The organism is Streptomyces sp. NPDC043853, assembly GCF_056436025.1.
This window is the reverse complement of sequence record NZ_JBWKDJ010000001.1, coordinates 222,406-243,942: the sequence shown is the minus strand read 5'-3', so window position 1 is coordinate 243,942 and position 21,537 is coordinate 222,406. Positions and strand designations below refer to the sequence as shown.

Below are 21,537 nucleotides of genomic sequence, written 5' to 3'. Positions count from 1 at the left end.
ATGGGGGGCATGCGTATCACCCTGCCTCCGGGGCCGCCCGTGACCTTCAAGGCGCGCCTGCACGATGCCCGTACCGCGACCGCGATCGGCCGCTGGCTCGGCCTGGCCATGGCCGTCTGCTTCGCTACCGGTGTCGTGAGCCACTACCTCCAGCACCCCCCGGGCTGGCTCGTCGACCGGCTGCCGAGCCGCCCGTACTGGGGCTACCGGCTCACCCAGGGCCTCCATGTGGCGTCCGGGATCGCCGCGATCCCGCTGCTGCTCGCGAAACTGTGGGCGGTCTACCCCCGGTTGTTCGGCTGGCCCCCGGTGCGATCGGCTCGCCACGCCCTGGAGCGGATCTCCGTGGCCGTCCTCGTCGCCGCCGCACTGTTCGAGCTGTTCACCGGTCTGCTGAACACCTTCCAGTGGTATCCCTGGCCCTTCGGTTTCGTTCCTGTGCACTACGCGGTCGCCTGGCTCCTGCTGGGCTCCCTGCTCCTGCACCTCGCCGTGCAATGGCCGCAGATCCGGGACCACTTCACCCTTCGTTCCCCCGGAACACTCGCCCTGCCCGAGACCGACGGGCCGGACCGGCGCCGGCTCCTCCTCGGCGTCTCGGCCGCCGTCGGGGCGGTGACGCTGACCACGGTGGGACAGTCCGTGACCGCGCTCGGCCCGCTGGAGCTGTTCGGCCCGCGCAGCCCCGCCCACGGACTCCAGGGTCTGCCCGTGAACCGGACGGCCGCCGCCGCGCGCGTCACCCGGGCCTCGCTGGCCGACTGGCGGCTGACCGTGGAAGGGCCCCGGCCCTTCACCCTGACGCTGGACGAGCTGCGCGCCATGCCCCAGCACGAGGCCACCCTGCCCATCGCCTGCGTGGAGGGCTGGAGCAAGTCCGCCCGCTGGACCGGGGTACGGATACGCGACCTCCTGGAACGCGCGGGAGGCGGCCCGGCCGCGCGGGCCCGTGTGGTCTCCCTCGAAGCGGCGGGCGCCTACCGGGTGACGGAGATGGGGCGGCACTACGCGCAGGACCCGCTCACGCTGCTCGCGCTCCGCCTGAACGGCGAGGAGCTGTCCCTGGACCACGGTTACCCGGCCCGCGTCATCGCCCCGAACCGGCCCGGCGTCCTGCAGACCAAATGGGTCGGCCGACTGGAGGTCGTGTGATGGGCTTCCGCGTCGTGACGGGCGGGTTCGGACTTGCGCTCGCGGGCTGGGGCGGGTGGCTGCTGCTCCAGCAGCCCGAGCCGTGGCGCATCGCCCTCTGGCTCGGGGGCGCGGTCGTGGTGCACGACGCCTTCGTCGCGCCGCTCGTGATCGCGATCGGCGCCCTCGCCGCCATGGCGGGACGGCGTCTGCGCGGGGTACCGCGCGGGGCCCTGGTCGTCGCGGGCTCCCTGACCGCGATCGCGCTTCCTCCGCTCCTGCGTCCGGGCCCGGTGGCCAACCCCACCGTCCTGCCGCTCGACTACCTGCGCAACTGGCTGCTCGCCATGGCGGCCGTCGCGCTGCTCACCGCCGCCTGCGCCGGTGCACGTGCCCTGCTGCGCAGGGTGGTCCGGAGAGCCTGACCGGAGCGTGTGACCGGAGCGGGTGCTCGGAGCGTGTGCTCGGAGCGTCGCACGCAGAAGCCGCCGGGGTGGGACCGCAGTTCCGCGGATCCCACCCCGGCGGTTCGCCGCGCGGAACCCTCAGCGGGTGAGGTGGACGAAGTGCCGCCCCGCCGTCTGCCAGGTGTCGTACGGGGTCCAGCCCGCGCCCCTCGCCTCGGCGCACAGGGCCCGGGTGCCGAGGCGCGCCCATCGGAAGGACGCCCCACGGCCGCCGTTGCCGTCCTCGACGTGGACCTCGACGCGTTCGTCGACATCGGCGGTGGCGGCCTCGACCAGCAGGGAGCCGCCGGGTGCGGTCAGTTCGGCGGCCCGGTGCAGCAGGGCGGCGGGGTCCCCGCCGATACCGATGTTGCCGTCGATCAGCAGGACCGTGCCCCAAGCGCCCTCTCTGGGAAGGGGTTCGAAGACCGACCGGCACAGTGCGCTGCCACCCGTCCGCACGGTACGGGCCACCGCCTCGGGGGAGACGTCCACACCGAGTGCCGTACGGCCGCGCCGGGCCAGAGCCGCGACCAGACGGCCCGGTCCGCAACCGATGTCGAGGACGGGTCCGCTGCACCGGGCCAGGACGGTGAGGTCGGCCGCGTCGGGCTCCGCGCACCACCGCTCGACGTCGAGCGGCAGCAGCCAGCCGTCGTGGCGCCGGAGGTAGAGCGGGCCCCGGCCCACGCGCAGCGCGTCGGCGTACGGGTCGGCCTGCCAGGTGCGGGTGGCCGGTTCGGTGAGCTCGGCGGTCATCGCGCCACCGCGCACAGGCCGGAGTGCAGGGCGGCGAAACGGGTCCGTGGCGCGGCTGCGGCGACCCGTGCCGCATCGGCGGGGGTGTCCACGTCGCACAGCTCGGGGAGGTCCCGTACGGCCAGCCCCGCGTCGGTGAGCCGCCGCCGCTGGACCTCACCGGTGTGCGCCACGGACATGGGCACCCCGAGCAGCAGCGCCGGGTCGGGCTCCGCCAGGCCCAGCGCCCAGAACCCGCCGTCGTCGGCGGGCCCGAACCAGGCGTCCGTCCCGGTGAAGTCGAGCCCGGGCGCGAGGAGGCCCGGGGTGACCTGCGGGGTGTCCATGCCGATGAGCAGCGCCGGTCCGTCGGCCAGCGCGAAGGCGGCGGCCAGGCGGACGTCCAGGCCGCCCGTCCCCTGCGGGGCGACCTCGATCCCGTCCGGGACCCAGGGCCCCGGCGGGCCGTCGAGGACCAGGACCCGGCGCCGGGCGGGTGTGGCCAGGACCGCGGCCAGGGTGTCCCGGAGCGAGGCGAGGGCCAGGTCGGCCGCCTGCTGCGGGGTGAACGCCGGGATCAGGCGGGTCTTCACGCGGCCCGCGGCGGGAGCCTTGGCGATGACGAGGAGGGTGCTCATGCGGAGGCCCCCTCGGCCGGCGTGCGCCGGGTGCCCGGCGGTTCGGCCAGCACCCGGCGCATGTCGCGTACGGCGTGCCAGGTGCCCCGCCACGTACCGGTGACCTTGGACTTCCCGGACCGGGGCAGGTAGGGGACGTCCGTCTCGGCCACCCGCCAGCCCGCGTCGGCCGCGCGGACGACCATCTGGAGGGGGTAGCCGCTGCGCCGGTCGGTGAGCTCCAGGCCGAGCAGGGCCTCGCGGCGTGCGACCCGCATCGGGCCGAGGTCGTGCAGTCGCAGCCCGGTCCGGCGGCGCAGCATGCGGGCCAGCGCGAGGTTCCCGGCGCGGGCGTGCGCCGGCCACACGCCGCGTTCCCGCGGTCGGCGCCGGCCGAGCAGCAGGTCGGTCTCGCCGGCCGCGACCCGCTCGGCCATCGGGGCGAGCAGGCCGGGGTCCATGGAGGCGTCGCAGTCGCAGAAGCAGACCAGTTCGGCGCGTGCGGCGAGCAGCCCGGCGTGGCAGGCGGCCCCGAAGCCGCGCCGGGGCTCGTGCACGACGGTGGCGCCGAGGCCTCGGGCGATGTCCGCCGAGCCGTCGGTGGAGCCGTTGTCGACGACGATGGCCCGCCACCCGGCCGGCACCCGTGCCAGCACCCAGGGCAGGGCCTCCGCCTCGTCGAGACAGGGGAGTACGAGGTCCGCGCGGGGCGGACGGCAAGCAGAAGGAGTCACCCTCCACACCGTAGGAACCCGAAGGCGGGGAAAGGCGCCCGAAGACCTTACGAAACGCGGACGCCACGTCGCACGGCGGCAGCCCCGGCCCGTCCCGGGCGGCGCGATTTCCGGGGTCAGCCTGAGACGGAGCCGGTCGACGGTGGTGTCGGCCGGCCCCGGAGCGTTCCGTCCTGCGTGCGGCCTTCAGCCCGCGGCGCCCGCCGGCGCCCGCTGACCGGCCCGGGCGAACTCGGCCATCCCGTCGGCGAAGCCGACCTCCGGGCGCCAGCCCAGTTCGTCCCGCAGCCGGACCGAGTCGGCCGTGATGTGCCGTACGTCGCCGAGCCGGAACTCGCCGGTGACCAGCGGCGCGGGCCCGCCGTGCGCCGAGGCCAGCACGGACGCCATCTCGCCGACCGTGTGCGGTTCCCCGCTGCCGGTGTTGTACTGGGTCAGCCTTCCGGCGGACATCCCGCCGACGGCCTCCAGCGCCACCACGTTCGCCGCGGCCACGTCCGTGACGTGGATGAAGTCCCGCCGCTGCGCACCGTCCTCGAAGACCCGTGGGGCCTCGCCCCTGGCCAGTGCGGACCGGAAGAACGAGGCCACCCCGGCGTAGGGGGTGTCCCGCGGCATCCCCGGCCCGTACACGTTGTGGTAGCGCAGCGACACCGCACGCCCTTCCGTGCACCGGGCCCAGGACGCCGCCAGGTGCTCCTGGGCCAGTTTCGTCGTCGCGTACACGTTCCGGGGATCCGCCGGAGCGTCCTCGCCGACCAGGCCCGGAGCGAGCTCGGCCCCGCAGTCGGGGCAGCGGGGCTCGAACCGCCCTGCCGTCAGGTCCTCGGTCCGCCGCGGCCCGGGGCGTACCGTTCCGTGCCGCCCGCAGGTGTACCGGCCCTCTCCGTAGACCACCATCGACCCGGCGAGGACCAGCTCCCGGATTCCGGCCGCGGCCATCTCCGCCAGCAGCACGGCCGTCCCGAGGTCGTTGCAGCCGACGTACTCGGGGGCGTCCGCGAAGTCCTTGCCGAGGCCGACCATCGCCGCCTGGTGGCACACCGCGTCCACTCCGCGCAGCGCCGTCCGGACCGCGTCGGCGTCCCGTACGTCGGCCCGGACGAACTCCGTATCGGGCAGGGGCGGAGTGCCGGGGTGGGCGGCGGGGAGCAGGGCGTCGAGGACGACGGGGTCGTGCCCGCGGGCCGTGAGGGCGGTGACGATGTGGGAGCCGATGAACCCGGCTCCTCCGGTGACGAGTACGCGCATGCTCCGGACGCTACGCACTGCGGGAGCCACCGGGGCCCTGCGGCGCGTGCGCGTAAGGCTTCCGTCATGCTCCGGGCCGCGGCGGGGCCCCGGATCCGTACCCCGCGAGGCCCGGTGCCGCCATGCGTGACTCCGGGTCGGCGTGTCACGGGACCTCCGGTACCTGCGGTGGGGCGGGCGTGTTCTCGTAGGCGGGGGCTGCTCGGTGAGTCCCGGAAAGCGGAAGCGGCGGAGGTGCCCCATGGACGCGAGCGGCGACGGGGAGGGCGGGAACGCGCGCCTGCGGTCGGCCCTGGCGTCCGGGTGGGCGGCCGGCCCGCGGCGGGGGCCGTCGCGTCCGGAGTTCTGGCGCAGCCCGCTGAGGGGGCCGTGGCTGACCGCCGTGTTCGGATTCGTCCTGCTGTTCGGCGTCACCGTCCTCTTCGTGACGGGCCTGCTGTCGTACGCCGCGTACGAACCGGATCTCGCCGCGGTGAACGACCAGACCCCCGACAAGGGGTGGCTCGGCTTCTACCTCTTCCCCTGGCCGACGTCCCCGTACTGGCTCTACCGGGTCACGCAGGGAGTGCACGTCACGCTCGGGATCGTGCTCGTGCCGGTGCTCCTGGCGAAGCTGTGGTCGGTGATCCCCAAACTCTTCGCCTGGCCCCCCGTGCGCTCGGCCGCCCAGGCCGCCGAGCGGCTCTCCCTGCTCCTGCTGGTGGGGGGCGCCGGGTTCGAGTTCGTCACCGGCATCCTCAACGTGCAGCTCCACTACGTCTTCCCGGGCTCCTTCTACACGCTCCACTTCTACGGTGCCTGGGTGTTCATCGGTGCCTTCGTCGTCCACGTGGCCTTCCGGCTGAAAAGGGCCGTGCGGGCCCTGAGCGCCGGGCCACGGCAGCCGCCGCCCGACAGCGAGGAGGCGGCGGGACTGGTCTCGCCCCGCCCGGCCGAACCCACGATCACCCGGCGGGGCGCGCTGGGGATGGTCGGGCTGGGTTCGCTGGCGCTGCTCGTGGTGACCGCCGGGCAGAACGTGGACGGGTGGCTGCGGCGCACGGCCCTCCTGGCGCCGCACGGCCAGGACCCGGGATCCGGGCCGAACGGGTTCCAGATCAACAAGACCGCCGCCGCGGTCGGCATCCGCGCCACCGACATCGGGCCGGCCTGGCGGCTGACCGTACGCGGCGCCGGCCGTCAGGTCGACCTGACCTACGCCCGGCTGCTGACCCTGCCCCGGAACGACGCGTGGCTGCCCATCGCCTGCGTGGAGGGCTGGTCGACTTCCGACCAGCATTGGAGCGGGGTCCGGCTCACCGAGCTGGCGGCTCTCGTCGGCCTCGACGCCGAGCGCGCCCCGCAGGTACTGGTCGAATCCGTCCAGCGCGGCGGATCGTTCGGCTCGGTCGTCCTGAGCGCCCCCCAAGTCCGTGACGACCGCTCCCTGCTGGCCGTACGGGTCAACGGGGCCGTCCTCTCCCGAGACCACGGCTACCCCGCCCGGGTGATCGTCCCCGGCGCGCCGGGGGTCCACAACACCAAGTGGGTCACCCGGCTCACCTTCGGGCAACCCTCGTGAAGCCCCCCACCGCCCAGGCTGCCGCGACCGCCTTCCGCCGCCGCTACGGCGCCTCCCCGCTCCACCTGCTCCTCGTCCTCGCCTCCTTCGCCCTGGCCTGCTATGCCGGCCTGCGCCTGCTCAAGGGCGACACCCTCGGCGTGGCCGTGTGGTTCGTGGGGGCGGCACTCCTGCACGACCTCGTCCTCCTGCCGCTGTACGCGGTCACCGACCTGGCCGTCCAGCACGTCCTGGGATACCGCCCCGGGGAGGAGGGGGACGGGCGGGGGGAGGGGCGGAACAGGTCGCGGGCGGGGGTCAACCACGTCCGGGTACCCGCCTTCGTCTCCGGCGTCCTGCTGCTGGTGTACTGGCCGTTGGTCCTCCGGCAGGTCGGCCACTACACGGTCGCCACCGGCCTGCCGGCCGACGTCTTCCTGGGAAGATGGCTGCTGATCACCGCCTTCCTGTTCGCCGCGTCGGCGGCCGTGCTCGCCGTGCGGCTCTGGAACGGCGGCAGGGACGCGCGGAAGGCCCGCGCCCGCGCCCGCGCAGAGGCCCGCGCACGGGCGAGGGCACAGGCGCGGGCGCGCAGAGCGGGGAAGTGACGCCGCCGGCGCAGCGCGCGCCCGGCGGCACCGCGGCGGCCTCCCCGGCGAGCGCCGCCGGCAGTCAGCCGACCGCGGCCGGCTCCCGGTCAGGTCCCGTCCCCGGTCCGGAATCCGCTCCCGCTGGGAGGAGCGGGATCTCGAAGTGGACGGTCCCGAAGCCTCCGTGCTCACCGGTGGTGCGGGCGTCGAAGACCTCGGTGGCCATGCTGCGCCAGAAGTGCTCCGCGCCCGGGATGTAGGACGCAGCAGCGGCTACCGCAACGAGGTGCTCAGCCTCCGGCTCGATGCGGCCGTCGGATCCTGTGCGGTGGAGCCGGGCGCGCTCCCCCCGGAGGCTGCGGTGGCGTACGGGCCGCGCTGCGGATCCACGCGGCGCTGGACGGCAGCGGCACCGACCTCATGCTCGGCTGCCTCACCGCCAGTTCGCTGGGCATCGCGCCCGCCGTCCACCTGGTCGGCCGGGCCCGCTGGGTCGAGCTCGACGGGCACCTGCTCCTCGCCGACGATCCGTGGTCCGGGATCGGCGGCTCCGACGGCATCGTAGGCCCCGCCCCGCGCGGCGGGCTGGGAGTGCTGCCCCGCGCCGCCATACCCGTGGGCGCCGCACGATGAGAACCATCGCCGCGGTGCGCGGCTTCCCGCCGGCCGTGCGGCTCCTGCTCGTCAACCAGCTCGGCGTTAACAGCGGCTTCTACCTGCTCATCCCGTACCTGGCCACGCACCTCACCGACGACCTCGGGCTGTCGGCGGCGGTGGTCGGCCTGGTCCTGGGCCTGCGCAACCTCAGCCAGCAGGGGCTCTTCCTGATCGGGGGATCCGCCGCCGACCGCCTCGGGGCCCGCGGCGTGATCTGCTCGACGGGGTCAGGCTGCCCCGCAGCCTCCTCGCCCGTGCCCGCAGCGCACTCGCCTCTGTCCAGTACGTGTTCCAGGACCCCGAGGCGGCCTTCGACGAGCACCGGCCGGTCCTCGACCAGGTCGCGCGCACCGCGGTCCGGGTGCGCGGCGCCGACCGGGGCACCGCCCGCAGGCCGCCGTACGCACCCTGGAGGAGCTGGGGCTGGCCGAGGACCTGACCCTGCGGCGCCCGGGCGCGCTGTCCGGCGGCGAACTCCAACGGGCGGCCCTGGCCCGTGCGCTGCTGGCCAGGCCGGACGTCCTGTGCGACGAGATCACCTCCGGGCTCGACGCCGCCACCCGCGATGCCGTCCTCACCCACCTCGCCGGCCTCCGGGAACAGGAGGCGATGACCCTGGTGTGCGGCTGGTCCGGGCGCCACTTCAGGAGGAGAGAGGCCGTCCCCTCGTGCCAAGGGGCGGCCTTTCGCGGGTTCCGGGCCGAAGGCGGGCGCTCCGTTAGCATGTTCGGGCCAACAACGACCGCCTTGAAGTATGAACATCGGCTGACATAGTGATATCTGGGATATCGCGAGCGTTTTCGCGAGCAAGCGGCGGCACCGGATCCCCGGTGCGGAGCCGGCCACGGGTCCTGCTCTGGACCGCGCTGGGTGTGATCGGCCTCGGCTTCCTCGTCGCGCTGGAGATCGCCGCGCACCGTTACGGCGTGCCGGGCCCGATCACCATCCAGACCCGAGAGGTGATCTTCGCTCCGCAGTCGGGCACGGTGCTGTACGCGGGCCTGGCGTTGCTGTTGGTCGTGCTCACCTGGCGGCAGCGGTTCCTCGCGCTCGGCGCCGCCGTCGGCATCGACCTGGTCTTCTGGGGCGTACGGCGAGCCGTGGGCGCCGAGTCGATGTTCGGCAGCGGCGCGCTGTGGGTGACCCTGGCCTGCGCCGTGATCGCCGTCACCCGCCGCACCGGCCGGGAACGCGCCCTGCTGCTGAAGGGCGTCGGGCTCGCCCTGCTGCTGGTCGCCGGCCGCAAGACCGGCTACACCTGGCTGATGCTCACGTCGAGGACCCGCCCGACGGTGCTCGACCCGTACGTGGCCGCCGCCGACCACGCGCTGGGCAACCCGTCCTGGGTGGCGGGCCGGATCGTCGAATCCACCGGCACGGTCGGCTTCCACGTCCTGGAGTGGGTCTACATCCAGCTCCCGGTGATGGCCGTGGTCGTCGCCCTGTACCAGTTGCGCACCGTGGCGGCCGAGCGCCGCTTCCCGCGCCACCACCTGGTGCGCACCTTCCTGGTGATCGGCCTCCTCGGGCCCGGTGTCTACATGCTCTTCCCGGTGGTCGGGCCGATCTTCGCCTACGGCGCCGACGGCGGCCAGTGGGCCGTGGCCAACCTGTGGCCGCACACGCCCCCGGTGATCACCGCGCCGCAGGCGATGCCGTTCGACGGGAAGACCCCGCGCAACTGCATGCCCAGCCTGCACACGGCATGGGCCGCCGCGATCTTCATCCACTCCCGCAAGGGCCCCCGGGCCCTGCGGTGGGCGGGCACCTTCTGGCTGATCGCCACGCTCGGCGCGACGCTGGGGTTCGGCTACCACTACGGCGCCGACATCATCGCCGGCGTGGTGTTCACGCTCACCGTCGAGACGGCCCTGCGCGCCCAGGCCCGCGGCTGGGACCGGCGGGCGGGCCTGCTGGTCGCCCATGGCGCCGTGGTCTTCGCCGTGCTCCTGGCCTCGTACCGCTTCCTCGCGGGAGAGATGGCGGCGCAGCCGTGGGTGTTCGGCCCGCTGCTCGTCCTGGCGACGGCCTCGGTGATCCACGCCTACGTACGGACCACCCGGCGGTGGGAGCGGGAGGAGGCGGCCGGGCCGGTGTGCCTGCCGGTCCAGCGGCGCGAACCCCACCCCGAGGCGCAGCACGCGGCGCAGCACGAATCGAAGCGCGAGTCGCAGCCCGAACCGGTGTGAGACCGCGCCGCCGGCCGTGCCGGACCGGCCCGGCGCCGGCGGGTGCGCGGGGGTCAGGCCGGGGGGCCGGGGGTGAGCGCGGCCGCCGCGGCGAAGAGGCGGGCGCAGCGCCGGGTCATGGCCTCCGGTGACTGTTCGGGGTGCTTCACCCACCAGCGGACGAGCGTGGCGACGAGGTCGCGCCAGACGTACTTGAGGGCATCGGCGTCCAGCGGGTCGGTGGAACCGGTGGCGTGCAGCAGGTCGGCGGTGCCGCCGGCGGCGAGGCGGTCGATGGCCGACCGGTAGCCGGCCGCGCGGGCGGCGGCCTCGCCGTCGGGCGGCAGGGTGGTGTCGTAGAGGACGAACCAGGCCTCCCGCTGCCCCTCCAGGGCGGCGAAGATGCCGTGCAGCACCCGCAGGGGGGTGTCCGGCGTGGCCCCGTCCGGTCCCATCGCGTCCCGGATCGCGCCCAGCAGCCGGTCGCCGACGGGGTCCAGGCAGGCGACGTACAGGTCCTCCTTGGTGCCGAAGTACTGGTGCAGCAGCGTCTTGGTGACGCCGACGCGCGCGGCGATCGAGGCGAGCGAGGCGACGGCGTAGCCGTGGGCGCCGAACTCCTCGGTCGCGGCCGCGAGGATCTGCCGGCGGCGCTGCTCCCGGGGGACTCCCTTGGTGCCGGCCTTCGCGGTCGCGGTCGCCGTCTTCCGCCGGGGGCTCGCCGTCCTCGGCCGTCCGCCCGCCGCCTTCGGCGGTGCTCCGTCCGTGCTCGGCTCCGCGCTTGCCGTCTTCGACCGTGGGGTTGCCATGGAGGGATATTATCCGTAAGTAATTTACCCCTGGGTAAATTCCTGCGACCTTCGGAGCGCACCATGACCGGCACCACCCCGCAGCCGACGTCCCGCACCCGCTCCTGGTGGGGGTGGGGCTGGGCCGACGCCCACCCCGACGACGAGGAATGCACCGCGATGGGCGCGCTGCTGCCCGGCACCCTCGCCCGCCCGCTCCCCGTCCCGCACGTCCGCGACCTGCGCATCGGCGCCCCCGCCGTCGAACCGCCCGCGAGTCTGGCGCACCTGGTCACCGACGACCCCGGCGATCGCGCCGCCCACGCGATGGGCAAGGCGTACCGCGACGTGATACGAGCCCTGCGCGGGCGCCCCGGACGCGTCCCCGACCTCGTCGCCCGCCCGACGGACGACCGGGAGGTGGCCGACCTGCTGGACTGGGCCGGTGACCGGCAGGTCGCCGTCGTCCCCTACGGCGGGGGGTCCTCCGTCACCGGCGGCGTCGAGTACCGGGGCGACGCCCACCGCGCCGTGCTGTCCCTCGACCTGACCGCCATGGACCGCGTCCTGGAGGTCGACACCGACGGCCGGGCCGCCCGCATCCAGGCCGGCACGCTCGGTCCTGACCTGGAGGACCAGCTGCGGCCCCACGGACTCACCCTGCGGCACTTCCCGCAGAGCTTCGAGTTCTCCTCGCTCGGCGGCTGGCTCGCCACCCGGGCCGGCGGCCACTACGCGACCGGCCGCACCCACATCGACGACTTCGTGCAGTCCCTGCGCGTCGTCACCCCGTCCGGCACCAGCGCCTCGTGGCGGCTCCCGGCCTCGGGCGCCGGCCCCTCGCCCGACCGGCTGTTCCTCGGCTCCGAAGGAGCCCTCGGCATCATCACCGAAGCATGGGTCCGCCTCCAGGAACGCCCCGTCCACAAGGCATCGGAATCGGTGGCCTTCACCGAGTTCCACGACGCGCTCCGGGCGGTACGGGCGGTCGCGCAGTCCGACCTGGCCCCGGCCAACTGCCGCCTGCTGGACGCCGGCGAGGCCGGCCTCGCCGGGGCCGCGCAGGACGGGTCCGCCGTGCTCGTCCTGGGCTTCGAGTCGGCGGACGCCCCCGTCGCCGCCCGGCTGGAACGGGCCGTCGACCTGGCCCGCGGCTACGGCGGCCGGCGCAGCGGACCCGACGGCGCCGCGGCCACCGGCGGCGCCGGGGACGGCGCCCCGGCCGACGCCGCCGTGTCCGCCTGGCGCGCGGCCTTCCTGCGGATGCCCTACCTCCGGGACGGTCTCGCCAGGATGGGCGCCATCGCGGAGACCTTCGAGACGGCGGCCACCTGGGACCGGATCCCCGCGCTGATCGAGGACGTACGCACCGAGGTCGCAGCGGCGGCGCTCAAGGCGACCGGGTACCCCGCGACCGTCAACTGCCGGCTCACCCACGTCTACCCCGACGGCGCGGCCCCGTACTTCACCGTGCTCTCGGCCGGCCGGCCCGGTGACGAGGTCGCCGTCTGGGACGAGCTCAAGGCCGTGGCGAGCGAGGTCCTGCACCGGCACCGGGCCACCATCACCCACCACCACGCCGTCGGCCGGGACCACCGCAGCGCCTACGACCGGCAGCGCCCCGAGCCCTTCGCCCTCGCGCTGCGCGCCGCCAAGGGAGCACTCGACCCCAAGGGCATCCTCAACCCGGGCGTGCTCGTGGACTGAGCGTGCTCGTGGACTGAGCGGTTCCTCGACCGAACGGGAGCTATCCCTTGCGCACCCGCGCCGTACGGCGGCGGGAGATGCGCGGGCGGCGTCCGGTCATGGCCGGCGCCGCCAGGGCGAACCTCACGGTGATGTGCGCGCCGCCCAACGGGCTGCGGGCGATCCGCACCGAGCCGCCCGTGGCGTTCGCCGCCCGGTGCGCGATGTCCAGCCCGAGCCCGGTGGAACCGGTGCTGCTCCCGCGGGAGAGGGCCCGGTCCGGGTCCGGGATGCCCGGTCCGCCGTCCTCCACGACCAGTTCCACGGCCTGCGCCGTGCGGACCACCTGGACACCGAACGGGGTGCCCGGCGGGGTGTGCCGGAAGACGTTGCCGATGAGCGCGTCCACCACGGCGGCGACGTCGTCGTCGGACAGGGCGACGGCGGTGGGTTCCTGGGTCAGGTCCAGGGAGCAGCACCGGTCCTGCTGTTCGGCCAGCACCGACCAGAAGGAAGTGCGGCGGCGGACGACCTCGGCCGCCTCGCAGCGCGGCCCGGGCGCCGCCGCTTCGGCGGCCGGCCGGCCGGAGGACGGTTCCGCGCCGAGCAGGCCCTGGCCCATCGGGCCCACGGCCAGCGGGGTGCGCGCGGCGGCGATGATGGCCTGGAGCTCGGTCTCCAGTTCACCGACGGCCGCCTCCACCCGGGCCGACTCGGGGGTGCCGGCCATGCGTTCCGACGCCAGGTGCAGGGCGGTCAGCGGGGTGCGCAGCCGGTGCGACAGGTCGGCGACGAGCTCCCGCTCCACGGCGAGCAGCTCCGTCATCCGCTGCGCCATCGCGTTGAACGCCTTGCCGGCGTCGCGCAGTTCCCTGGGGCCCATGGGGTCCACGCGGGTGTCCAGATCGCCCCGGCCGAGCGCGTGCGAGGCCTGCGCGAGCCGTTTGGAGGACCGGACGACCTTTGCGCCGAGCCGGTCGGCGACCAGCACGGAACCGCAGATCAGGCCCACGGCGAGGAAGGTCATCACGGCCCACGACTCCGTGACGCCGCGGGTCAGTTCCGCCTCGGGGACGAAGTTCTCGATGACGGCGACGCGGTCACCGGGGAGCACCACCGGCTGCAGGCAGATCCAGCCGTCAGGGATCTCCTGGGAGATGGACTCGCGCCCCTCCTGCGCCCGTTCGAGCAGGGCCGCGGGCGCCTTGGAGCTGCCCAGGGGGCCGGAGTCGGGCAGATGGACGACCAGGTGCTCGGCCGAGTCCAGGCTCGCCGCGGATTCCCGCAGCGCGGCCGGGTCCGTGGTCACGGTGAGGACCGGGGCCAGGGCGGCGGCCTGCTGTTCGGCCGCGGTGACGCCCTGCTCCTTGACGAGCGACATCACCAGCGCGGCCAGCGGTATGAGGAAGGAGAGCGCGACCATGGAGGTCACGGCGAGCGCCACTCCGGCCAGCGAGCGTCTCAACGCGGTGCCACCAGCTTGATGCCGACCCCGCGTACGGTCAGCAGGTAGCGCGGGGCCGCCGCGCGTTCGCCGAGCTTGCGGCGCAGCGAGGACAGGTGCACGTCCACGGTCTGGTCGTCGACGTACGGTTCGCGCCAGACCTCGGTCAGCAGACGGCGCTTGGAGACCACCTGGCCCGAGTGCAGGGCGAGGAACGCCAGCAGGTCGAACTCCCGGCGGGTGAGGCGGAGCTCCCGGCCGGCCAGGTACGCGGTCCGGGCGCCCGGGTCCACGGCGAGTTCGCCCACGGTGACCGGGCGCAGCGGTTCGGCCGCCGGGGCCACCGCCGTACCGGGCAGGCCCGCCACGGCCCCGGCGGGGGGAACGTGGCTGGTGCGGCGCAGGACGGCGGACAGCCGTGCGATGAGCTGGCCCCCGGAGAAGGGCTTGACCAGGTAGTCGTCGGCGCCCGCGTTGAGGATCTTGATGATCTCGGTCTCGTCGTCCCGGGCGGTGGACACCAGCACGGGAACGGAAGATATGCCCCGGATCATGCGCAGTGCGTCGCCTCCGTCCAGATCGGGCAGTCCCAGGTCGAGGACCACCGCGTCGACGGGCGCCTGGGTGACCTCGCGCAGACCGCCGAAACCGTCGGCCGCGCTGCGCACGGCGTACCCGTGCTCCGTCAGGACCTCGATCAGTGACTGGCGGATGCTGGGGTCGTCTTCCACGACCAGGACGCTCGGCATGTGGACACCTTAGGGGCTTCGAGCCGGTGGTCCGCGGACAGGTGGCCGAGCTTCCGCCTCGCCCCGTTCCGTCCGGCTCCGTCCCGCCGGGCGGGGTGTTCCACGCCGCTCCGCCCTGCCGTCCCCTCGCCCGGCAGGGCGGAGCGGAGATGAGGATCCGGTCCCGTGGGGAACCGGTCAGTGGACGGCGAACCTGAGGTCGTCGCCGATGACGCGGAGGTGCACGGGCCGGTCGGCGACCGGAATGGTGCAGCCCTCCTTCGTGCTGCAGCTCGCGTAGCCGAGCATCACGGTCGCGTCCCCGTTGCGGTCCGCGCGGATGGGCAGGGTGGTGGTGACCGGCCCGTCCGGATAGACCGGGACCGGCGCGTTCACCCCGGGCACGCGGATCTTCTGCACCGGGGCGGAGGCCTTCAGCCGGCCCTCGGCCGTGAGGGCCCCGGTGACGGCCACCGCGGTCGGCCGGCCCACGCCCTCGACGCCGGTGGCCGGCAGGTCGGTGCTGTAGAGGTGGAAGCCCTTCTCCTCGGGGCTGAACACCGTGGTGAGGGTGCCCTTCGAGGACTTCCAACCGGACACCGACAGCGTGACGGTGACGCCGTTCTCGGTGAACCGCGTCGTGGCCGTCCCGGCAGCGGCGGGCGCTCCGGACGCCTCGGGGGCCGTGGACGCCGTGGACGCCGTGGACGCGGAGGCGCCGGTGTCCTCGGCCGGCTGCTCGCCGCACGCGGAGAGGGCGGCCAGGGAGAGGAGGGCGGCCGCGACGCGCGCCTTCCGGGAGTGCCGCAAGGAGCGGGAGGGGTTCATGTGTGCCTCTGTTGCGCAGGGATCGGATTCGGGGACTGCGGGGACTGCGGGGACTGAGGGGATTGCGGGGCTCAGGGGATCGCGGGGACCGGGAGGAGTGCGGGGACGACGGGGCGGGGACTGCGGACGGCGGCGCTACAGGGCCGTACTGAAGTCCGCGCTCCACACCTGCATGCGGTACACCAGGTCGTTCCACACGCCCGTGGCCAGCAGGACGCCGACCAGGACGAGCAGGCCCCCGCCGATCCGCAGCACCCACGGGTAGTGGCGCTTGACCAGGCCGAAGGCGCCCAGGGCGCGGCGGAAGGCCAGTGCGGCCAGGACGAACGGCAGGCCCAGCCCGAGGCAGTAGGCGCCCATCAGCAGTGCGCCGCGGCCCGCGCTCGCCTCGGTCCAGGCGAGTGCCTGCACGGCGGCCAGCGTCGGTCCGATGCACGGGGTCCAGCCCACCGCGAACACCGCGCCCAGCAGGGGCGCTCCGGCGAGACCCAGCGCGGGGCGCCGGTGGCTGCGGAACTCCCGCTGGGTGAAGCCCGGCAGGAACCCCATGAAGGACAGCCCCATGAGCGCGGTGAACGCCCCGAGCACCTGGTTGACCGCCTCCTGGTGCGACAGGAGGGTGCGGCCGAAGTAGCCGAAGAGGGCGCCCCCGGAGACGAGGACCGCCGTGAAGCCCAGCACGAACAGCAGCGCGCCGGTGGCCATCCGGCCGCGGCGCCCGCCGTCGGCCTCGGCCAGGTCGGCGACCGACAGGCTGGTCACGTAGCTGAGGTAGCCCGGTACGAGCGGCAGGACGCAGGGGGAGAGGAAGGAGACCAGCCCCGCGGCGAAGGCCACGGGGGCGGCGATCACCAGCGTTCCGGTGACGAGGGAGGAGGTGTCCGCGGCCAGCGTCCAGGCGGTGACCGCGCCGTCCGTGACCGGGGTCATGACCCCTCCTCCACCACGCGTGTGAGCAGGGGCCGCAGTTGCTCGTCGGTGACGGCGCCGCCGATGGCGACGGCGACGCGTCCGCGGCGGTCGATCACCAGGGTCGAGGGGATGGTCTGCGGGTTGAGCAGTTCGGGCGGGAAGCGCAGCAGGAGTTCGCCGTCGGGGTCGTGCAGGCTGGGGAAGCCCAGGCCGTGCGCGCGGACGAACGACCGGGCGGCCGCGCGGTCCCGGTCCCGGGTGTTGATGCCCAGGAACCGGACCCCCTCGGCCCGGGACTGCCGGCTCAGCCGCTCCAGGTCGTCGGCCTCCGCCCGGCAGGGGCCGCACCAGGAGCCCCAGACGTTGAGGACGACCACGTTCCCGCGGAACCCTGCCAGGGTGACCTGCTCGCCGTCCAGGTCCTCGCCGGCCAGTGCGGGTGCCTCCCGGCGGGCGCCGGGGTCCAGGACGGCCGCCCCGGCCGCGGCGGTGACGGCACCGGGCCGTCCGCCCGCCGGGCCGGCGCCGCCGGTGCCACTGCCGCCGGCCCCCGTACCGCCGGCGGCGAGGACACAGCCGGCCGCCGCCACCACCAGGCCGGCCCCGGCCAGGAGGACGGACGGCCGGCGCCCGGTGACCGGTCTGCTCACGACGCCCACTTGCGCAGGAAGGAGTTGATGCCGTCCGAGGTCAGCGACGGGTTGCCGGTGACGTGGGTGTCGGTGCGCACGCTGCCGTTCGGGGAGACGACGACCAGCACGGGCATCTTGTAGGTGCCGCCCGAGGGGCTGTACTTGCGCAGCAGCGCGGAGTTGGCGGAGCTGTTGCCACCGATGTCGATCTTGACGAGGTGGTAGGAGGAGCCGAGGATCTCCGAGGTCTTCGCCTGGCCGAACACCTTGTCCGCGGCCTTGCAGTTGCCGCACCAGTTCGCGCCGAAGTCGAGCAGGACCATCCGTCCGTCGGCCTTGGCCGCGCGCAGCGCCGCGTCGATGGCCTTCCCCGCGTCGGCCGTGGGGTAGCCGGGGCCGGGGACCTTGGCGGGGGTCTTGGGCGCGGCGGACGTACGGGCCGGCTTGGCGGTCGTACGGGCGGGGGCGGCGGAAGCGGACTTGCCGCGGACGGGGCTCGCGGAGGAGCCCGGCGCGGAACCGGCGGACGCCGAAGCGGAGGCGGCCGCGGAGGCCGACGCGGACGGCGAGGCCGAGGAGGCGGTCGGGTCCCCCGCGGGGGACTCCGTGGCCGTGGACTCCGTCGAGGAGGAGAGGGCGTCCGGGGACTGTGCGGCCACGGAGGCGGCCGCGGACCCGGCGGACTGCGAGGAGGTCGGCCCGCAGGCGGCGGTCAGCCCCGCGGCGACCACGGCGGCGGCGACCAGCGGCAGCCGCTTCCCCAGGGGCGCGGCCGGGCGGGCCGGCGTCGTACGGCGGTCGGCGCGGACGGGTCGGAGCATGCGAGAACTCATGGCGAAGACACCCCAAGGCACGGTGGGACGGCGGGACTGCGGGACGGCGGAACGCCCCCGCTCGGTGGAACCCGGCGGCCCACGGTTCGCCGGGGAGTCACGCCCCGGCGCCGGCGGCCGCTTCGGATGACGTGAGCATAGGACCGCTCCGGGCCGCCGGAACCGTCTCGGCGCGATCTTGAGGATGCCCTAAGGAAGAGCTCAGCTTCCGCTTCGCCGGAACTCCGTCCATGAGCGCATACGGGCAGGTGAACGCGGCAGAACGGACCAGGCGGGGCGAGTGCGGCGGATCGCCGGGAACGGCCGGGTCAGAAGGAGGACTCGCGGACGCTGGCCCGCGCACCCGAGTCGACCGTCGCCGTGATGACCGACCGGTGGTCGGGGCTGCTGAACGTGACCGTGAGGGTGGTGTCCGAGGTCTGCGAGGTGGTGGTCTTGAAACCGCGGCCGGGGATCGCGGAAATGAGGCAGACGCCCCGGCTGCCGTAGCGCACCGTGACCTTGCCGCCCTGCGAGGGGACGGTGTGCAGGCCCGCTCCGCCCTCCTTGCAGTCGACGGTGCTCTTCGGCGGTGTGCTCCGCGGGGTGCCGGTCGGGGTCTTGGAGGGGCTGGGGGCCGTGGCCGAGGGCGACGGCCGCTGCGTCGCCGAGGGGGAGGTGCTCGCGGACGGGGAGGCGCTCGGGGAGGGGGAGCCCGGCGCCAGGCTGCCCGCCAGCCAGGCCGGCGGTGTCTCGATGACCGTCGGGGCGGAGCGGGCGACCGGGGGCGTGTGCCGGGTCGTGCCGACGACGAACTGGACCGTGGCGAGCACGGCCGTGACGCTGGCGGCCGTGCACGACAGCCATATGAACAGGTAACGCGGAAGTCGGGGCACCGCCATATAGTGGCCGACGCGCCGACGGGGCCGTCACCGCCTCCCCTCCCAAGGGCCGGGACGGCCCGGACGGTCCGCAGAACTCCGGAAACTCCGAAAACTCCGGAAACTCCGAAAAAGCTGAAAGGGCTGAAAACGCCGAAGACTCCGACGAAGCCCAGGAGCTCCGGAGAAGCCCCGTAGTGCCGGAGAAGCCCAAGAGCCCCGAAGGGTCCGGGAACAAAAACGCCGACGTCCTCCGTACCCGCGCGTGCGGGTACGGAGGACGTCTCCTGTGGGGGGTGTTACCGGTGTGGTCTCCTGGCCCGGCGGTCCTGTGGTCCCGTTACCGCGAGGCGCCGAAGTCCTGCGTCCACCACGGGCCGCCGTCGCCCTTGTGGACGCCTATGCCGATCTCCTTGAAGGAGCAGTTGAGGATGTTGGCCCGGTGGCCGGAGCTGTTCATCCACGCGTTCATGACCGCAGCGGCGTCGGCCTGCCCACGAGCTATGTTCTCGCCCAGCGTGGACCACTTGTAGCCGGCGGCCTCCACCCGGCTGGTCATCGTCGACCCGTCGGGACCGGTGTGCGACATGACGCCGGCGCGGGCCATGGTGTCGCTGTAGGCCCGTGCGGCGTTGCTCAGCTTGGCGTTGGAGGTCAGGGCACCGCACCCGGCCTTCGCCCGTTCCTTGTTGACCAGGGCGAGGACCGCGGACTCGGCGTCGGTGTTCACCGTGCCGCCGCCGGAGCCGCCGCCGGACCCCCCGGAGCCGCTGCCCTTGGTCGGGGTGGCCTTGCGGGTGGGCTTGTTCGTCGGGGCCGGCGGCTTGGCCGGGGCGCTGGTGGTCTTGGCCGCCGCCGGCTTCGTGGGACTGGCGGAGCCGGCGGCGGCGTCCCCGGCGCCGGGCGTGCCCGACGGGAGCGCGCTCGCCGAGGCCGAGGCGTCGGCGGTGAGCAGCGGGTCGGACGGGGCGGGAGTCGAGGTCCCGGTCGTGTCACCGGTGCCCGCGGCGGCGGACTTCGAACCGGTCGAGGCTTCGGCGCGCCGGTCGTGGCCGTCGCCGTCGCCGTCGGAGTCGGCCACCGCGACCCCGACCGCCACTGCCGCGGCCGCCGCCGTGACGGACAGCACGATGCGCGTGCGCACCGCCTTCTTCCGGCGGACCTCGGTGCGGGACGGCGTTTCGGGAGTACGGGCGCGGCTCATGCCGGTAACACCTCACAAGGGCGGGGGAGGAGCGGATTGCACTGCCGAGCCTAGGGCGGTGACCAGCGAAAAAAGCCCCAAGAGGGCGTTCTTCAAGGTCCCTTAAGGAAGCCCGCAGGGATGACACAGGAACGAGTCGGGCAAATCCCCCGACTCGGCGTCCGGTTCGAGTGCGGGGCGGCCGTCGGTCCGGTCCGGTTCGGACCGGGGTGGCCGGCGGCTCGGGCGATCTGACGAGATCAGGGAGGGGATTCCGGTGGAAACGCCCATTCCCCGCCCGGGCGGCCCCATCCATGATCTTCCGGTAACCGGAAGTATTTAGTCCGCTTCTTCGTCCCGACGAGCCAAACGAGGACTCATGCTCGCCCAGCTCCCCTCCCGAGTCGGTCATATCGGGTGGAAATCCAGTGAAGATCCTGTTCCCGGTCGAGGGGCGCTGGTCAATTGAGGTTCCGGAACGCCCGCCCGGGCAACGCGCTGCCACCCTGGCCTCCGCCCCCAGGGCAAGGCCCGCGGCCCCCGCGCCCCTCCGAAGAGGTCCGGCCGCCCAGGCCGTCCGTGTCGGCCGCCGAGCCCGCGGCGGCCGCCGAAGCACCCCTTTCCGACCACGAGGTACAGCTCATCAGGGCGTCGGTCTCGGTGGTCGAACCTCTCGCCGCCGACATGACGGTGTACTTCTACGCGATCCTCTTCGCCCGCTACCCCGCGGTCCGCCCGATGTTCCCGCCGGGCATGGACACCCAGCGCGGCCGACTCCTGCGCGCGCTGCTGCGCATCGTGGACCTCGTCGACGACCCCGCTGCGCTGGTCCGCTTCTGCGGCCACCTCGGCCGCGACCACCGCAAGTTCGGCACTCTCGCCGCGCACTTCCCGGCCGTGGGGGAGTGCCTCCTCGCCTCCCTCGCCCGGTACGCGGGCCCCGCGTGGACCGAGGAGATCGCAGCCGCCTGGACGAAGGCGTACGGTGTCGTGGCCCAGGTCATGATCAGTGCCGCCGAGGAGGACGCGGCGGTCCGGCCCGCGGTCTGGCCCGCCACGATCGTGCACCACATGCCGCGCGGAAACGGCATCGCCGAGATCACCGTGCGGCCCCACCTGCCGTACGAGTACTCCGCCGGTCAGTACGTGAGCCTCGAAACCCCGTGGTGGCCAAAGCAGTGGCGCTATTACTCCCCAGCCAACGCGCCCCGCGAGGACGGCACTCTCACCTTCCACGTCCGTGCGGTCCCCGGCGGCCTGGTCAGCGAGGCCCTGGTGCACCGGGCCGCGGTGGGTGACGTCCTGCAACTGGGCAGCCCGATGGGCGACATGGTGCTGGAAGCCGCCGAGCACCGGGAGCTGCTCTGCGTTGCCGGCGGCACGGGGCTCGCCCCGATCCGCGCGCTGATCGAGGAGGTCGCCCGGCGCGGGGAACGCCATCAGGTCGACCTGTTCCTCGGTGCCCGCACCGGAGCCGAGCTCTACGGTGTGAACGACATGCTCCGGATGTCGCAACGCCACCACTGGCTGACCATCAGAGGTGCGGTCTCGCACGAGTACATCCCCGGAATCCGGGGGTCACTGCCGGACATACTGGCTGAATACGGGCCCTGGTACCAGCACGACGTCTTCCTCAGCGGCCCGGCCCGCATGGTCGTCTCGGCGCGGGAAGCGCTGACCCGGAGCGGCACCCTGCGCGAGCACATCCACTGCGACCCGTTCGAGCCCGTTCTCTCCGTCCGCTGAACCCCTCCCCTCCACCTGCCAGGAG

20 protein-coding genes and 4 pseudogenes are annotated in these 21,537 nt (G+C 74.1%); 11 read left to right on the top strand and 13 right to left on the bottom strand.

Annotated elements, in window-relative coordinates; translation table 11 throughout:
- Together AC067U_RS00965 and AC067U_RS00960 are read left to right on the top strand one after the other, a co-directional pair.
- Positions 1 to 1,152, top strand: a complete 1,152-nt coding sequence (locus tag AC067U_RS00965; protein ID WP_478827473.1) for a molybdopterin-dependent oxidoreductase — start codon at positions 1 to 3, stop codon at positions 1,150 to 1,152.
- Positions 1,152 to 1,556, top strand: coding sequence for a hypothetical protein (locus tag AC067U_RS00960; RefSeq protein WP_478827472.1), 405 nt, complete (start codon positions 1,152 to 1,154; stop codon positions 1,554 to 1,556). The genes AC067U_RS00965 and AC067U_RS00960 overlap by 1 nt, the downstream gene beginning before the upstream one ends.
- A gap of 120 nt (positions 1,557 to 1,676) precedes the next feature.
- On the opposite strand, the gene AC067U_RS00955 is transcribed toward AC067U_RS00960, so the two are convergent.
- From AC067U_RS00955 to AC067U_RS00940, 4 genes are all read right to left on the bottom strand, one after another.
- Positions 1,677 to 2,336 carry a methyltransferase domain-containing protein gene (locus AC067U_RS00955; protein WP_478827471.1) on the bottom strand — a complete coding sequence of 220 codons (660 nt, stop codon included), beginning with the start codon at positions 2,334 to 2,336 and terminating at the stop codon, positions 1,677 to 1,679.
- Positions 2,333 to 2,953 carry a TIGR04282 family arsenosugar biosynthesis glycosyltransferase gene (locus AC067U_RS00950; RefSeq protein ID WP_478827470.1) on the bottom strand — a complete coding sequence of 207 codons (621 nt, stop codon included), beginning with the start codon at positions 2,951 to 2,953 and terminating at the stop codon, positions 2,333 to 2,335. Before AC067U_RS00950 ends, AC067U_RS00955 begins: the two co-directional genes overlap by 4 nt.
- Positions 2,950 to 3,666 (bottom strand): glycosyltransferase family 2 protein, encoded by a 717-nt coding sequence (locus AC067U_RS00945; protein WP_478827469.1) that lies wholly within the window; start codon positions 3,664 to 3,666, stop codon positions 2,950 to 2,952. Before AC067U_RS00945 ends, AC067U_RS00950 begins: the two co-directional genes overlap by 4 nt.
- A gap of 186 nt (positions 3,667 to 3,852) precedes the next feature.
- Positions 3,853 to 4,917: an NAD-dependent epimerase/dehydratase family protein gene (locus tag AC067U_RS00940; RefSeq protein ID WP_478827468.1), complete on the bottom strand. Its 1,065-nt coding sequence runs from the start codon at positions 4,915 to 4,917 to the stop codon at positions 3,853 to 3,855.
- A gap of 241 nt (positions 4,918 to 5,158) precedes the next feature.
- Here AC067U_RS00940 and AC067U_RS00935 point away from each other — a divergent pair, with 241 nt between their 5' ends.
- The 7 genes and pseudogenes from AC067U_RS00935 (at position 5,159) to AC067U_RS00905 (ending at position 9,893) form a co-directional block, all read left to right on the top strand.
- Positions 5,159 to 6,478, top strand: a complete 1,320-nt coding sequence (locus AC067U_RS00935) for a molybdopterin-dependent oxidoreductase (protein WP_478827467.1) — start codon at positions 5,159 to 5,161, stop codon at positions 6,476 to 6,478.
- On the top strand, positions 6,475 to 7,065 hold the full coding sequence (locus AC067U_RS00930; protein ID WP_478827466.1) for a hypothetical protein: 591 nt from the start codon (positions 6,475 to 6,477) through the stop codon (positions 7,063 to 7,065). Before AC067U_RS00935 ends, AC067U_RS00930 begins: the two co-directional genes overlap by 4 nt.
- Positions 7,066 to 7,177: 112 nt before the next feature.
- Positions 7,178 to 7,405 (top strand): annotated as a pseudogene (locus AC067U_RS00925) (hypothetical protein); the annotation flags it as partial.
- A pseudogene (locus AC067U_RS00920) lies at positions 7,405 to 7,680 on the top strand (dipeptide epimerase); the annotation flags it as partial. The pseudogenes AC067U_RS00925 and AC067U_RS00920, both read left to right, overlap by 1 nt.
- Positions 7,677 to 7,940: pseudogene (locus tag AC067U_RS00915) on the top strand (MFS transporter); the annotation flags it as partial. The pseudogenes AC067U_RS00920 and AC067U_RS00915, both read left to right, overlap by 4 nt.
- Positions 7,919 to 8,325: pseudogene (locus AC067U_RS00910) on the top strand (ATP-binding cassette domain-containing protein); the annotation flags it as partial. The pseudogenes AC067U_RS00915 and AC067U_RS00910, both read left to right, overlap by 22 nt.
- A 209-nt stretch (positions 8,326 to 8,534) precedes the next feature.
- Positions 8,535 to 9,893: a phosphatase PAP2 family protein gene (locus tag AC067U_RS00905; protein WP_478827465.1), complete on the top strand. Its 1,359-nt coding sequence runs from the start codon at positions 8,535 to 8,537 to the stop codon at positions 9,891 to 9,893.
- A gap of 53 nt (positions 9,894 to 9,946) precedes the next feature.
- On the opposite strand, the gene AC067U_RS00900 is transcribed toward AC067U_RS00905, so the two are convergent.
- A complete protein-coding gene (locus tag AC067U_RS00900) occupies positions 9,947 to 10,681 on the bottom strand; it encodes a TetR/AcrR family transcriptional regulator (protein ID WP_478827464.1) in 735 nt (244 codons plus the stop codon).
- A gap of 63 nt (positions 10,682 to 10,744) precedes the next feature.
- Here AC067U_RS00900 and AC067U_RS00895 point away from each other — a divergent pair, with 63 nt between their 5' ends.
- Positions 10,745 to 12,367 (top strand): FAD-binding oxidoreductase, encoded by a 1,623-nt coding sequence (locus AC067U_RS00895; RefSeq protein WP_478827463.1) that lies wholly within the window; start codon positions 10,745 to 10,747, stop codon positions 12,365 to 12,367.
- A gap of 40 nt (positions 12,368 to 12,407) precedes the next feature.
- On the opposite strand, the gene AC067U_RS00890 is transcribed toward AC067U_RS00895, so the two are convergent.
- The 8 genes from AC067U_RS00890 to AC067U_RS00855 all read right to left on the bottom strand — a co-directional run bounded on the left by AC067U_RS00890 (position 12,408) and on the right by AC067U_RS00855 (position 19,787).
- Entirely contained in the window at positions 12,408 to 13,811 is a 1,404-nt protein-coding gene (locus AC067U_RS00890) for a sensor histidine kinase (RefSeq protein ID WP_478827462.1), read from the bottom strand.
- Entirely contained in the window at positions 13,808 to 14,539 is a 732-nt protein-coding gene (locus AC067U_RS00885; protein ID WP_478827461.1) for a response regulator transcription factor, read from the bottom strand. The genes AC067U_RS00890 and AC067U_RS00885 overlap by 4 nt, the downstream gene beginning before the upstream one ends.
- A gap of 177 nt (positions 14,540 to 14,716) precedes the next feature.
- Positions 14,717 to 15,346 carry a hypothetical protein gene (locus AC067U_RS00880; RefSeq protein WP_478827460.1) on the bottom strand — a complete coding sequence of 210 codons (630 nt, stop codon included), beginning with the start codon at positions 15,344 to 15,346 and terminating at the stop codon, positions 14,717 to 14,719.
- Positions 15,347 to 15,481: 135 nt separating this feature from the next.
- A complete protein-coding gene (locus AC067U_RS00875) occupies positions 15,482 to 16,276 on the bottom strand; it encodes a cytochrome c biogenesis CcdA family protein (protein ID WP_478827459.1) in 795 nt (264 codons plus the stop codon).
- Positions 16,273 to 16,908 carry a TlpA family protein disulfide reductase gene (locus AC067U_RS00870; RefSeq protein ID WP_478827458.1) on the bottom strand — a complete coding sequence of 212 codons (636 nt, stop codon included), beginning with the start codon at positions 16,906 to 16,908 and terminating at the stop codon, positions 16,273 to 16,275. Before AC067U_RS00870 ends, AC067U_RS00875 begins: the two co-directional genes overlap by 4 nt.
- Positions 16,905 to 17,711, bottom strand: a complete 807-nt coding sequence (locus tag AC067U_RS00865; RefSeq protein WP_478827457.1) for a thioredoxin family protein — start codon at positions 17,709 to 17,711, stop codon at positions 16,905 to 16,907. Before AC067U_RS00865 ends, AC067U_RS00870 begins: the two co-directional genes overlap by 4 nt.
- A 320-nt stretch (positions 17,712 to 18,031) precedes the next feature.
- Positions 18,032 to 18,598 (bottom strand): hypothetical protein, encoded by a 567-nt coding sequence (locus AC067U_RS00860; RefSeq protein WP_478827456.1) that lies wholly within the window; start codon positions 18,596 to 18,598, stop codon positions 18,032 to 18,034.
- Between the two features lie 325 nt (positions 18,599 to 18,923).
- Complete coding sequence (locus AC067U_RS00855) at positions 18,924 to 19,787, bottom strand: CAP domain-containing protein (RefSeq protein ID WP_478827455.1); 864 nt, start codon at positions 19,785 to 19,787, stop codon at positions 18,924 to 18,926.
- A gap of 558 nt (positions 19,788 to 20,345) precedes the next feature.
- On the opposite strand from AC067U_RS00855, the gene AC067U_RS00850 reads away from it, so the two are divergent.
- Positions 20,346 to 21,512 (top strand): globin domain-containing protein, encoded by a 1,167-nt coding sequence (locus AC067U_RS00850; protein ID WP_478827454.1) that lies wholly within the window; start codon positions 20,346 to 20,348, stop codon positions 21,510 to 21,512.
- The last annotated feature ends 25 nt before the right edge of the window (positions 21,513 to 21,537 follow it).

Excerpts from the sequence above, each read along its gene's own strand:
- AC067U_RS00965 (WP_478827473.1), top strand. The coding sequence starts at position 1 with ATGGGGGGCATGCGTATCACCCTGCCTCCGGGGCCGCCCGTGACCTTC.
- AC067U_RS00960 (WP_478827472.1), top strand. The coding sequence starts at position 1,152 with ATGGGCTTCCGCGTCGTGACGGGCGGGTTCGGACTTGCGCTCGCGGGC.
- AC067U_RS00955 (WP_478827471.1), bottom strand. The coding sequence starts at position 2,336 with ATGACCGCCGAGCTCACCGAACCGGCCACCCGCACCTGGCAGGCCGAC.
- AC067U_RS00950 (WP_478827470.1), bottom strand. The coding sequence starts at position 2,953 with ATGAGCACCCTCCTCGTCATCGCCAAGGCTCCCGCCGCGGGCCGCGTG.
- AC067U_RS00940 (WP_478827468.1), bottom strand. The coding sequence starts at position 4,917 with ATGCGCGTACTCGTCACCGGAGGAGCCGGGTTCATCGGCTCCCACATC.
- AC067U_RS00935 (WP_478827467.1), top strand. The coding sequence starts at position 5,159 with ATGGACGCGAGCGGCGACGGGGAGGGCGGGAACGCGCGCCTGCGGTCG.
- AC067U_RS00900 (WP_478827464.1), bottom strand. The coding sequence starts at position 10,681 with ATGGCAACCCCACGGTCGAAGACGGCAAGCGCGGAGCCGAGCACGGAC.
- AC067U_RS00895 (WP_478827463.1), top strand. The coding sequence starts at position 10,745 with ATGACCGGCACCACCCCGCAGCCGACGTCCCGCACCCGCTCCTGGTGG.
- AC067U_RS00885 (WP_478827461.1), bottom strand. The coding sequence starts at position 14,539 with ATGCCGAGCGTCCTGGTCGTGGAAGACGACCCCAGCATCCGCCAGTCA.
- AC067U_RS00880 (WP_478827460.1), bottom strand. The coding sequence starts at position 15,346 with ATGAACCCCTCCCGCTCCTTGCGGCACTCCCGGAAGGCGCGCGTCGCG.
- AC067U_RS00875 (WP_478827459.1), bottom strand. The coding sequence starts at position 16,276 with ATGACCCCGGTCACGGACGGCGCGGTCACCGCCTGGACGCTGGCCGCG.
- AC067U_RS00865 (WP_478827457.1), bottom strand. The coding sequence starts at position 17,711 with ATGCTCCGACCCGTCCGCGCCGACCGCCGTACGACGCCGGCCCGCCCG.
- AC067U_RS00855 (WP_478827455.1), bottom strand. The coding sequence starts at position 19,787 with ATGAGCCGCGCCCGTACTCCCGAAACGCCGTCCCGCACCGAGGTCCGC.